The sequence below is a fragment of the Massilia sp. CFBP9012 genome, from assembly GCF_034045115.1.
In the GTDB taxonomy this organism is placed as follows: Bacteria; Pseudomonadota; Gammaproteobacteria; order Burkholderiales; family Burkholderiaceae_D; genus Telluria.
The window spans coordinates 1-12,126 of record NZ_JAXCWM010000019.1 but is presented as its reverse complement, the minus strand read 5'-3'; the positions used below and the strand labels follow the sequence as shown (position 1 = coordinate 12,126).

At 66.5% G+C, this 12,126-nt stretch carries 8 protein-coding genes; 5 read left to right on the top strand and 3 right to left on the bottom strand.

The features are described from left to right. Positions 1 to 5: 5 nt before the first annotated feature. Positions 6 to 2,246, bottom strand: a complete 2,241-nt coding sequence (locus SOM61_RS24295) for an ATP-binding protein (protein ID WP_320476467.1) — start codon at positions 2,244 to 2,246, stop codon at positions 6 to 8. 237 nt (positions 2,247 to 2,483) lie between these two features. On the opposite strand from SOM61_RS24295, the gene SOM61_RS24290 reads away from it, so the two are divergent. Both SOM61_RS24290 and SOM61_RS24285 read left to right on the top strand, forming a co-directional pair. Next, complete coding sequence (locus SOM61_RS24290) at positions 2,484 to 4,391, top strand: hybrid sensor histidine kinase/response regulator (RefSeq protein WP_320476466.1); 1,908 nt, start codon at positions 2,484 to 2,486, stop codon at positions 4,389 to 4,391. Between the two features lie 118 nt (positions 4,392 to 4,509). Continuing rightward, complete coding sequence (locus SOM61_RS24285) at positions 4,510 to 5,037, top strand: DUF2325 domain-containing protein (RefSeq protein ID WP_320476465.1); 528 nt, start codon at positions 4,510 to 4,512, stop codon at positions 5,035 to 5,037. Positions 5,038 to 5,040: 3 nt separating this feature from the next. On the opposite strand, the gene SOM61_RS24280 is transcribed toward SOM61_RS24285, so the two are convergent. Together SOM61_RS24280 and SOM61_RS24275 are read right to left on the bottom strand one after the other, a co-directional pair. Beyond that, positions 5,041 to 6,234, bottom strand: a complete 1,194-nt coding sequence (locus SOM61_RS24280; protein ID WP_320476464.1) for an esterase/lipase family protein — start codon at positions 6,232 to 6,234, stop codon at positions 5,041 to 5,043. Positions 6,235 to 6,398: 164 nt separating this feature from the next. Further along, positions 6,399 to 7,679, bottom strand: coding sequence for a dienelactone hydrolase family protein (locus SOM61_RS24275; RefSeq protein WP_320476463.1), 1,281 nt, complete (start codon positions 7,677 to 7,679; stop codon positions 6,399 to 6,401). 211 nt (positions 7,680 to 7,890) lie between these two features. Here SOM61_RS24275 and SOM61_RS24270 point away from each other — a divergent pair, with 211 nt between their 5' ends. The 3 genes from SOM61_RS24270 to SOM61_RS24260 are packed head-to-tail and all read left to right on the top strand — an operon-like array spanning position 7,891 to position 12,018. Beyond that, positions 7,891 to 9,558 (top strand): MFS transporter, encoded by a 1,668-nt coding sequence (locus SOM61_RS24270; protein WP_320476462.1) that lies wholly within the window; start codon positions 7,891 to 7,893, stop codon positions 9,556 to 9,558. A gap of 19 nt (positions 9,559 to 9,577) precedes the next feature. Further along, positions 9,578 to 10,639 (top strand): HlyD family secretion protein, encoded by a 1,062-nt coding sequence (locus SOM61_RS24265; protein ID WP_320476461.1) that lies wholly within the window; start codon positions 9,578 to 9,580, stop codon positions 10,637 to 10,639. Beyond that, positions 10,636 to 12,018 carry an efflux transporter outer membrane subunit gene (locus tag SOM61_RS24260; RefSeq protein ID WP_320476460.1) on the top strand — a complete coding sequence of 461 codons (1,383 nt, stop codon included), beginning with the start codon at positions 10,636 to 10,638 and terminating at the stop codon, positions 12,016 to 12,018. The genes SOM61_RS24265 and SOM61_RS24260 overlap by 4 nt, the downstream gene beginning before the upstream one ends. Positions 12,019 to 12,126: the final 108 nt, after the last annotated feature.

Below are 12,126 nucleotides of genomic sequence, written 5' to 3'. Positions count from 1 at the left end.
GCGGTTTACGGATTGATGGGTTGTTTTGGAAGGGTGAAGGAGAACGTTGCCCCTTCGCCCTGTATCGAGTCGGCCCATACGCGGCCGTTATGGCGCTCGATGATGCGGCGTACGTTGGCCAGGCCAATGCCGGTGCCCTGGAAGTCTTCCATCCGGTGCAGGCGCTGGAATACGCCGAACAGCTTGTGCACGTAGTTGGGATTGAAGCCGGCGCCGTTGTCGGCCACGTGGAACACGAATTCGTCTGCGGCCTCGTCGCAGGTGATCCGGATCACAGCCTGTTCGCGCTCGCGCGTGAACTTGACCGCGTTCGACAGCAGGTTGAACATCGCCAGGTGCAGGAAGGCCGGATCGGCGCAGACCACCGGCATGCCTTCGATATGCCAGTCGACCTTGCGCTGGCCGATGTCCAGGGCCAGCTTGTCGATGCAGCCCGACACCAGGTCGGTCATGTCGATATTGGTCGGGCGCAGGGCGGCGCGGCCCATCTGCGAGAACGACAGCAGGTCGTCGACCAGCTTGCCGGCCAGGCGCGCCGATTCCTTGATGTTCTTTAAAAAGCGCTGGCGCATCGCCACGTCTTCGCTGCCGGCCGATTCGATCAAGAGGTCCGAGAAGCCTGCGATGTGGCGCAGCGGCGCGCGCAGGTCGTGCGACACCGAATACGAGAACGCCTCGAGCTCCTTGTTGGCGCGGCCCAGTTCTTCGGCCAGTTCGGCCATCTGTTCTGCGCGCTCGAGCGCGATGCCCAGCAGCGCACTGCGAAACTCGGTGGTCAGCTCGATCTCGGCGGCATGCCACGGCAGGCTGTGGCCGTGGATGGTCTCGCGCCACGCGGCGAAGCTCTGGCGAGGCGACAGGCTGGTCGGCGCATTGGCCGGGGCCTGTTTTTCATACGGGTTGCCGGCCCATTCCACGGTCTGCACCAGCTCGGGACGGAACCACAGCAGGTAGTGCTGGTGGATGCGCGAGATCGGCAGCGCCAAGAGGCCGCTGGCATTGCGCGTCAGGTCCTGCGCCGGCGGGTACGCGCCGGCCAGGTGATTGGTATGGAGCACCTCGTGACCGTGCACCGCGAGCCAGGTGGCCAGCGAACGGATCGCTTCGTCATTCGGCGTGTCGCCATACGTGAGAATGCGGTCGTCGACCACGATCGCCACGCCGCCGGCGCGAGCAAAGCGCAGCAGTTCGGGGAACACGCCGGAGAGGTTGTCGATGAAGTCGGAACCCTTGGTCAGGCGGCCCAGCATCTCGACCATGATGCGGCGCACGTCGAGGCGGAACTGCAGTTCGCGCGCATCCTCGCGCGACTCGATGCACAGCGCCAGGATCTGGCCCAGCTGTTCGCAGGCGGTGCGCTTCTCGACCGACACCTGGCAGGGCGTGGCGTTGTGGCACGAGATCATGCCCCACAACTGGCCCTTGACGATCAGCGACACCGACATCGAGGCCAGCGTGCCCATATTGCGCATGTATTGCAGGTGCACCGGCGAGACGCTGCGCAGGGCGGCGAAGGACAGGTCGTTGCGCGCGCCGGTGGCCGGATTGACGTCCGGGACCAGCGGGGCGGCCTCGTAGTTGGCGTCCTGGATCACGCGGATCGGCGAGAGCGTGTACAGCGCACGCGCCTGGGTCGGGATATCGCTGGCTGGGAACGACTGGCCAAGATACGAGTCGTAATCGTCCGCCTTCGATTCGGCCACCACCCGGCCATGGCCGGCGGGGTCGAACTGGTAGACCATCACTCGGCCGTAGCCGGTCACCGAACGCACGTGGTGCGCGGCCAGGTCGGTCAGGGCCGGAATCGAGGCATGGCTGCCCACGCGCGCCAGGAAGTCGGTGATCAGCGGGTACAGGTGGCGAAAATCGGCCGGCTGCGCGCGCATGACCGATTCGAATTCGGCGATCACCAGGCCGTCCCAGGCGTGCGCCAGCACGTCGAAGTGCTGGCCGTTGCCGGTCGTGACGGTGCCGAGGTAGGTCGGGCGCTGGCCCAGCGTGCCGCTGCCCAGTTCCTGGGCCAGTTGGGAGGCGGCCGCTTCGCCGATCGCGGCGGCCAGCGGCAGGCCGATCACGGCGCCGGCGTCGACGCCGGCCCACCCGGCGAGATTGGCGCTCGCCTGCAGCACCTCGAGCGCAGGCGACAGCGTCAGCATGAAGCCATGCGGCTGGATGCTGCCCGGCGTGCGGATCGGTTCGCGGTCGCAGCCGCTGATGTCGAGTTGGTCGGGAGATGCCTGGGTCATGGAGCCGCTTTGTAACGAGCAGGGAACAACGCTCATTGTAACGTGAAAAGCTGGTATCTCATTCTATATAGAATGTTTTTCAACACCCAATGCCGCGCCGCATTGCCATTCTGGCTAGTCGGCCTGACAACTGGTTACCGATGCGCACGTACATATTCTCGCATGGCGTGTTCAGCAAGAGCAGATGTATGATGGGCTACTTTTTTGACCCCGTAGACAAGGACGCGGTATCGCCCAATGGACACTTCTCTACCCGTCAAGCAGACGCTTACCGACGAGCAACGCTTCCAGTACCTGATCGCCGGCATCAGCGACTACGCGATCTACATGCTCGATCCGCAAGGATACGTCACCAGCTGGAATGCCGGCGCCCAGCGTTTCAAGGGCTACGTCGAGCACGAGATCCTGCAGCAGCATTTCTCCCGGTTCTATACGCCGGAGGACCGCGCCACCGGCCTGCCGGCGCAGGCGCTGGCCGAAGCGCTCGAGCACGGCCGCTACGAATCCGAAGGCTGGCGCGTGCGCAAGGACGGCGGCCGCTTCTGGGCCCATGTGGTGATAGATCCGATCCGCGACGACCGGGGTGAGCTGATCGGCTACGCCAAGATCACGCGCGACGTCACCGACAAGAAGCAGGCCGCGGACTTGCTGCGCGAGAGCGAGCAGCGCTTCCGCCTGCTGGTGCAGGGCGTGACAGACTATGCGCTCTACATGCTCACGCCCGAGGGCGTGGTGTCGAACTGGAACCTGGGCGCCCAGCGCATCAAGGGCTACAGCCAGGACGACATCGTCGGCCACCATTTCTCGCTGTTCTATACCGATGAAGACCGCCTGCGCGGCCTGCCAGCGCGCGCGCTCACGACGGCCGGCGACGTCGGCCGCTACGAAGCCGAGGGCTGGCGCGTGCGCAAGGACGGCACCCGGTTCTGGGCCAACGTCGTGATCGACGCCATCCGCGGCGACGATGGACGCCTGCTGGGCTATGCCAAGATCACGCGCGACCTGACCGAAAAGAAAGCGGCTTCCGAGGCGCTCGACAAAGCCCAGGCGGCGCTGTTCCAGGCCCAGAAGATGGAATCGATCGGCCAGCTCACAGGCGGCATCGCGCACGATTTCAACAACCTGCTGTCGGTGATCTCGAGCGGCCTCGAGATCCTGAGCATGCAGCGCAGTCCAAGCGGCGACGCCAAGACGCTCGACAGCATGCGGCGCGCGATCGACCGCGGCGCCACGCTCACCCAGCAACTGCTGGCCTTCGCGCGCCAGCAGCCGCTGGAGCCGGAGACGCGCAACGTCAACCGCATCATCAGCGGCTTCGAATCGGTGCTGCGGCGCGCCGCCAATTCGTCGATCGACTTCGTGCTCAAGCTCGATCCAAGTGCGCCGAACGCCGTCATCGATGCGGCTCGCCTTGAGTCGGCGGTGCTGAACCTGGTGGTCAATGCGCGCGACGCCATGCCGGGCGGTGGGCGCATCGTGGTCGAGACCGCGGGCGTGGCGCTGGCGCAGGGCGAGCACGCGGCGCTGGCGTCCGGTTCCTATGTGCGCCTGAGCGTGAGCGACAGCGGCACCGGCATGGCGCCCGAGACCATCGCGCGCGCGTTCGAACCCTTCTTCACCACCAAGGAAATCGGCAAGGGCACCGGCCTGGGGCTGTCGCAGGTGTATGGTTTCATCAAGCAGTCGGGCGGCGAGGTGACCATCGAGAGCACCGTGGGCGAGGGCACCAGCATCATTATCTGGTTGCCGGCCGTCACCTCGCACGCGCACGACCTGGCCGAGATCGAGACCGAGACGGTGCTGATCGTCGAGGACGAACCCGACCTGCTGGACGTTGCGTCCTCGCTGTTCCTCTCCATGGGCTACGATGTGATGACCGCCGCCAGCGGCAACGACGCCCTGAACCTGCTGGCCAGCCGCGACGTCGACATCCTGTTTACCGACGTGGTGATGCCGAACGGGATGAACGGCATCGAGCTGGCGGCCTACACGCGCAACAACTACCCGAACGTGAAGGTGATGCTGGCCTCGGGCTACCCGCAACCGGCACTGAAGCTCGACCGCTCGCGGCTGGGGGAGTTCGCCTTCGTCAGCAAGCCGTACCGCTTGTCGGACCTGGCCAGGAGCCTGCGCAGCGCGCATTGATCGGCGCCTATTGTCCGCGAGTCCATGGTTGCCGAAGGGTCTTCATTGAAATGAGAATAATTCTCATTTAAGATGGCGGCTGTGGCGCAACTTGCGTCACCCTTCGAAAGGGGATGCCATGCTTGCCGAACAGGACGTCGATCGACTGCTATGCGAGCATGGCGCGCTGCTGCGGGCCCATGCCCAGGTTCAGGCGCGCTGCACCGTGCTGTTACGCGAGCAGGCCGAGCGCATTCGCGGCCTCGATGCACAGCTGATGCGCTCGCGCGTGGCGGCGATGCGCAGCCTCACCGCGCTGGCCTGGGAGCGCGAGGACCGCGCCGCGCTCGAAGAGGCTGCGCCTGGCTTGAAGCGGCGCGCCACCATGGGCCGCCAGATAGAATCCCTGCAGGCGCGGGTGCACACACTGATGCGCCAGCTGCATTCGCGCGAACTGGCCGGGCATGCTGCGCGGGTCGACGAGGCTTTGCCAGTCGAGCTGGAAGCGAGCCTGCTGGCGGCCGATCTGGTGATCTGCCAGACCGGTTGCCTGAGCCATGGCGACTACTGGCGCGTGCAGGACCACTGCAAGCGCAGCGGCAAGGTATGCATGCTGGTCGACCGGCCCGACCGCATGCACATCGTGCGCATCGAGAGCCTCGCGTAAATCCTACAGCGCAAAAATGATGTCGCTGACCTGCTCATAGAGCTTGTCGGCCGACGGCCCCTGGTTAGGCCAGTTCAGGATGTCGAAGTGGTCGTAGCCCTTGTAGTTGCCCAGGAAGTTCCAGGCGCCGCGCAGGGCCGTGCCGTCGTAGTCGCGCGCCGGGTGGCCGTTTGGCGAGCGCATGCTGATCGTGTTGACCACGCCGTCGTTCGAGAACCAGCCGCTGTCGATGCGTACCCGGTTGGGCAGGTCGAGGGTATAGCTGCCCATGCCGCGCTGTGCCACCGAGGGCACGATCCACTCACCGGCGAAGGATTTGAAATAGGGGATCATGTCGGCGCGCGCATACTGGAACAAGGTGGTCTGGACCGGGGCGACGATGCGGTCGGTGCCGTTGCAGCACCAGGCGCCGCCTTCGGTGGCCACTGTGCCGACCGAAAAATAATAGATGTGCGGCGAGGTGCGCGCCCACAAGTTAAATTCGCGCGCGCCGTCCGGCGCCAGTTCCCAGCCCGCTACCCGGTGCCCGAGCACGTCGCGCAGCGGCAGGCGGATGCCCGGCAGGATGTTGAACACGGCATCGGTCAGGGTGGTGCCGTTGTGCGGCGCCGAGATCGTGGTCACGCTGCGGATCCAGCCGACCTTACCGCCCTTGAACAGTTCGCCGTCGCCTTCGTCCTGGGGCGAGCCATGTTCCAGCAGTTCGATCAGCGCCCGGATCGTGGTGCCGCCCTGGCTGTGTCCGATAAAGTGGATCGGGTGGTCCTGGTCCCAGGCCGGATACAGGGCCAGCGGATAGTCTTGCGGATTATTGCGCGGATCGGCGGCCCAGCATTTGCCGGGGGGCTTTTGTACCTGACCGGGCAAGCCGTGGTCGCGCACATGGGCCTTGCCATAGTCGACGCAGCCGCCCTTGATCTGGGCATACAGGTCGGCGGCGCGGTCCCAGTTGGACGAGATCGGCCCGACCGCCGCGGCGAATACGGCGCGCGGACCGCGGTAGATCTGCATCTGCGAGGCGATGTCGCCGTAGCCGCCCCAGTAGTTGAAACCGCTGTGCTGGAATTCCTCGGGCCCGAAGCCGAGGAAGCCGTGGACGAGGATGACGGGATAGTTATTCGCCGCGCTGCAGGCCGGGGCGGCAAGGATGCCCAGCGCCGTCAACAGGGCGGCGCAGGCGCGATAGAACCGAACCATCTGGTTTCTCCGTTAAATGCGTCAAGCACATTGTCGGAGGTAGGACGACGGTCGGGTTTGCGCTGCATCGACCCGCGGTGAAGGAATTAAAATTCACGCAAGGAAACGTGCGCATGCCGCTTAACAACGCCGTGTCACATTCCCTGCGTTTATTACTTATGCGATCAGCGCACCGTGGTGCTGCCGACCGACGTGGTCGGCTCCGAGACCGCCGTCGCCGGCGTGGCGCCCGGCAGCGGCGCGGTCGATGCGGTGGCCGCCGCCTTCTCGGCCTGCTCCAGGCGGCCGTCGGTCCAGACCACGTAGTCGTCGACCGAGTACAGGCGGCACGGGTCGCGGCTTTTAGCCGAGCAGGTGGCCAGCGCGCGGCCTTCCGGGTCTTCGCCTTCCTCGGCCCAGGTCCAGCCGCCGCTCGGCGACACGGCAAAAGCGCGCGGCGTCATCTTGGTCAGGTATTCGCGGTAGGCGCGGCGGCCGTGCTCGGACAGGAAGGGCACGGCGTCGACGGCGTCGACACTGGCGAAATCGGTGCGCGGCTGGCTCGGCGGGGCCGCGACGTCGACCACGACCGCGGTCGGCATGCCGATCTCTTTCAGGAAGCGTTCGGTATCGGCAAGCCACACCTTCTCGCCGTCGCGGCTGGCCAGCATCCCATGGGCATCGCGCTTGAACGAGGGGAACTCGACCAGGCGGCCGCGGCCGCCAGCCTGGGCATAGGAGGCGTGCATGCGGCCGGCCAGTTCCGGCCCGAACAGCGAGTCGTTCTGGCCATACATCCACAGGCTCGGCAGCTTGGCCCTGGCGCCATATTCGCCAAAGGCCGCCACCAGCTGCGAGCGCCAGGCGCAGCGGTCGCTGTCGTCGCGCAGGCCGCCGGCGAAATTGATCAGGCCGCGCACGCCTGGCAGGCTTTCGGTGCCGAGTGCGATCGTGGCCAGGCCGCCATACGACTGGCCGGCCACCACCATGCGCTCGGCATCGATCCAGGGCTGGCTGCGCGCATAGTCGAGGGTCGAGCGGATGTCTTCGGCCTGCGTATAGCCGTTGGCCGTCATGTCGCAGCCATGGTCGCGGTAGCGGCCGCCCGACTTCGAAAAGCCCTGGCGCATCGGCACCATCACCGCGTAACCGCGCTTCACGAAGGCGCTGGCCATGTGATAGAAGCGGTCGCGCGACTGCAGGCTGGGGCGACCGGAATCCTTGCCGTGGTTGATGACGATCAGGGGAAACGGACCGGCGCCGTTCGGCTGGAACACGGTGGTTTCGAGCGTGACGCCGCCGTCGCCGGCCGGAACCTGGACGATGCGCTCGTTCATGCGGTAATCGAGCGCCGCAGTGCTGGTAATGACTGCAGTGGCAGGCAATTCCTGCAGGTGCGCCACGGCGGGCAGCATGGCCAGCGCGGCAATCGAAGCGGAGATCAGGGTGGACAGTGTTCTCGACATGGATGACTCTGGAAATGCGCGGTGCATATTTACTGCCATACGGAACAATTTCCGCAGGGAATAAACCGAGTCTAGGACGAGTAAATCTTGAGAGCAATATCCGGTTGACCAGATCGGAAGGAATATTTTTGTGTGTGGCGAAAGTGTCATCCGACGCGTTTTTCCCACAAGGAGTATCATCGCGCCCTGTGAGTAGCAAGGGAAATTACGCATGAGCAAGTATGCGCCGCGCGAGTGGGCACCCGACGAGCGGCCGATGATGCCGGGCTCGCCGTCCACGCCGGCCCATCCGACTCCGCTGCGCCTGGCCTATCTGTTCGTTGGCGTCCTGATCACCATTACCGGCGGTCTCGGCAACGCGCTCGTTACCGTCAACCTGGTCCACCTGCAGGGTGTGCTGGGCGCCTACTCCACCGAAACCACCTGGTTGCCGGCCGCCTACGTGATGGCCAATGCCTCGATGAACTTGCTGCTGGTGAAATTCCGGCAACAGTTCGGCCTGCGCCTGTTCACCGAGATCTTCCTGGTGCTGTATGCGCTGGTGACCTTCGCGCACCTGTTCGTCAACGACCTGGCCTCGGCGATCGCGGTGCGCGCCGCCCATGGCATGCTGGCGGCGGCGGTGTCGCCGCTGGGCCTGTATTACATCCTGCAAGGCTTCAAGAAGGAGTGGCGCCTGCGCGGGGTGGCGCTGGCGATGGGCGCGGCCCAGCTGGCGCTGCCGCTGGCCTATATTTTCTCCAACGACCTGCTGCAGATCGCCGAATGGCGCGGGCTGTACCTGTTCGAGCTGGGACTGGCGCTGGTGTCGCTGGGCGCCGTGCTGCTGCTCAAGCTGCCGTCGGGCGACTACATCAAGGCCTTCCGGTCCACCGACTTCGTCACCTTCGCCCTGTTTGCGCCGGGCATGGCGCTGCTGTGCGCGGCGATCAGCTTCGGCCGCGTGGAGTGGTGGTTCGAGCGCGCCTGGATCGGGGCGGCGCTGGCGGGCGCGATCGTGCTGCTGGCGGCGGCGCTATGCGTCGAGCACAACCGCGCCAATCCGCTATTGAACCTGCGCTGGCTGGCTAGCGGCAATATCGCGCGCCTGGCGCTGTCGATGCTGCTGGTGCGCATCGTGCTGTCGGAGCAGAGCGTGGGCGCGGTCGGCTTCCTGCGCGCCGTGGGCCTCGACAACGACCAGTTGCAAACCCTGTACGCGATCGTGCTGGCCGCCACCGTGGCCGGGATCGTGGTGTCGGCACTGACCATCAATGTCAAGCACCTGGTATCGCCGCAGGTGATCGCGCTCTTGTGCATGGCGCTGGGCGCCTGGATCGATGCCCATGCCAGCAACCAGACCCGCCCCGAGCAGATGTACCTGAGCCAGAGCCTGCTCGCCTTCGGCGGCACCCTGTTCCTCGGGCCCCTGGTGGTGTCGCTGCTCGGGGCCGTGATCCCCAATCCGCAAAACCTGATCAGCTTTTCGGTGCTGTTCGGCCTGACGCAAAACCTGGGCAGCCTGCTCGGTTCGAGCCTGGTGGGCACCTTCCAGGTGATCCGCGAAAAATACCATTCCTCGCTGATCGTCGAGGGCCTCTCCAGCCTGGATCCGCTGGTGGCCAGCCGCATCCAGTCCGGCGCCGCCGCGGCCGGGCGCCTGCTGGCCGATCCGGCCGCCGCGACGCGCCAGAGCCTGCAATCGCTGTCGGCCACCGCGACGCGCGAAGCCAATATCCTCGCCTACAACGACGTGTTCCTGGTGCTGGCCATGCTGGCCGCCGGGAGCGCGGCCTGGATCTTCCTGCATGCCGTGTGGCTGCATTACTTCCCGGCGGTCAAAGCCGTGCCGGCGCCCAAGCCGGGAACCCCACCACCACCCGACCCTGTGACTGACTGATATGCCAGAACCATCGACCGTGCCCTCCCGTTCCCGCCGCCGCATCCTGCTGAGCGCACTCGCTTTCGGCGCCATCGCCGTCGCCGGCGTGCTGATCGTGCTGTATGCCTGGAACCTGCCGCCGTTTCGCAGCACCCTGCAGAGCACCGAGAATGCGCTGGTGCGCGGCCAGGTGACGATCATCAGTCCGCAGCTGAGCGGCTACGTGGTCGAGGTGCGGGTGCAGGATTTCCAGATGGTCAAGAAGGGCGAACTCCTGATGCGTATCGACGAGCGCATTCCCACCCAGCGCCTGGCGCAGGCGCGCGCCGAACTGGCCAACCGCCAGGCGGCCCTCGCCAACTTTGCCCAGAGCCAGTCGAGTGCGCGCGCGACCATCGCACAGAACCAGGCCTTGCTGGCGTCGAATGAGGCGCAGTCACGGCGCGCCCAGGCCGACCTGCGCCGCGTGGAAGAGCTGGCGGCCGACGGTTCGCTGTCGGCTCGTGAGCTCGACGCCGCGCGCGCGACCCAGGCGCAGGCCAGCGCTTCGCGCGACCAGTCGCGCGCCGCGATCGAGATCGCGCGCCAGAACCTGCGCTCGGTCGACGTCAACCGCGCCGCGCTCGCGGCGGCGGTGGCCAATGCCGAGGCGACCGTGAAGCTGGCCGAGATCGACATGGCCAACACCCATATCACCGCCCCGCGCGACGGCCAGCTGGGGCAGGTGACGGTGCGCCAGGGCGCCTATGTGAACGCGGGCGCGCAGCTGACGGCCTTGGTGCCAAGCACGATGTGGGTGATTGCCAACATGAAGGAAACGCAGATGGCCAATGTGGCCGTGGGCCAGCCGGTGACTTTCAGCGTCGACGCACTCGGTAACGCGCGGCTGCGCGGCCAGGTCGAACGTATCTCGCCGGCGACCGGCTCGGAGTTTTCGGTGATCGCGCCCGATAACGCCACTGGCAATTTCGTCAAGATCGCTCAACGGATCCCGGTGCGGATCAGCATCGATCCGAACCAGCCGCTGGCGCAGCGCCTGCGGCCGGGCATGTCGGTGGTGACCACGATCGATACGGCGCACGCCGGAGCCGCGCGGTGAGCCGGCGTGTGCTCGTCCTGGCGGCGCTGCCGCTGTTGCTGTCGGCCTGCGCAATGGCGCCGCAGCCGGCGCCCGAACCTTCGTTGACCGTTCCCCCGGCGTGGCGCACGGCCAGCGCCGGCGACAGCGCCGCCATCGACCGTGACTGGTGGCGCACCTTCGGCGATCCGGCGCTCGACGCACTGGTGCGGCGTGCGCTCGACAATAACGGCGACCTCAAGATCGCGCGCTCGCGGTTGCAGGAATACCAGGCCCGCATCCGCGTGGCCGACAGCGCGCGCCTGCCGGCATTGAACCTGTCGCTGGGACCGACGCGCTCGCGCACCATCGGCGCGCTCGGCGAGCCGGTCGAGACCACTTCGGTGGTCGGCGCGGTGCAGGCCAGTTATGAAGTGGACCTGTTCGGCCGCATCGCCGGCAGCGTGGATGCGGCGCGTTTTGAATCGCTGTCGCAGGAGGCGGCCCTGGAAGCCGCGGCGCTGGCGATAGCGGCGAATACGGCGTCCGGCTACCTGAACCTGCTCGGGCTGGACGCCCAGCTGGCGCTGGCGCGCGCAACCCTCGAATCGCGCGAGCGCTCGTTCGAGCTGGCGCGCCACCAGTTCGAGGTCGGCTACAGCTCGCGCCTGGAGATGTCGCAGGCCGAGGCCGAGCTGCACTCGACCGCCGCCACCGTGCCCCAGCTGGAACGCCAGATCGCGCTGCAGGAGCAGGCGCTGAACCTGCTGCTCGGCGCCAGCCCCGGCCCGGTGGCGCGCGGCGCCGAGCTCAAGGCATTGCACGAACCGCGACCGGCGCCGGGGCTGCCGTCGGAACTGTTGCGCCGGCGTCCCGACATCGCCCAGGCCGAGCGCCTGGTGGCCGCCAGCGACGCCAGCCTGGCGGTGGCGCGCGATGCGCTGCTGCCGTCGATCCGCCTGACGGCATCGCTGGGCGCCCAGGGACACAGCCTGTCGCAGCTGCTGCGCGATCCGACCGAGTTGTGGAGCATCGGCGGCAGCGTGCTGGCGCCGTTGTTCGATGCGGGCCGCTTGCGCGCCCAGGCCGAGATCGCGGGCACGGTGCGCGACCGCGCGGTTTACACTTATGAATCGGTGGTGCGCACGGCGTTTGCCGAGACGGACAATGCGCTCGCTTCGATCGAGGGCTTGCAGCGGCAACTGGTCGAGGCCGAGGCGCGGCGCCGGGCGGCGGGCGAGGTGTTGCGGGTGGCGGCCAATCGCTATCGCAATGGCTACGCTTCCTATCTGGAGGAACTCGACGCCCAGCGCACGGCCTTCAATGCCGATTTGAATGCGCTGCAGTTGCGCGCCAGCCTGCTGGCGGCGCACGTCGACCTGTACCGCGCCTTGGGCGGCGGATGGACGCCGGCTCAGTGACCACCTATCCCGTCGTCCCCGCGCAGGCGCACTGGTGTCCGGAATATTTATACGCAAAGTATGCATCGTCATCCCCGCGAAGGCGGGGATCCAAGTGAAATCACAGAA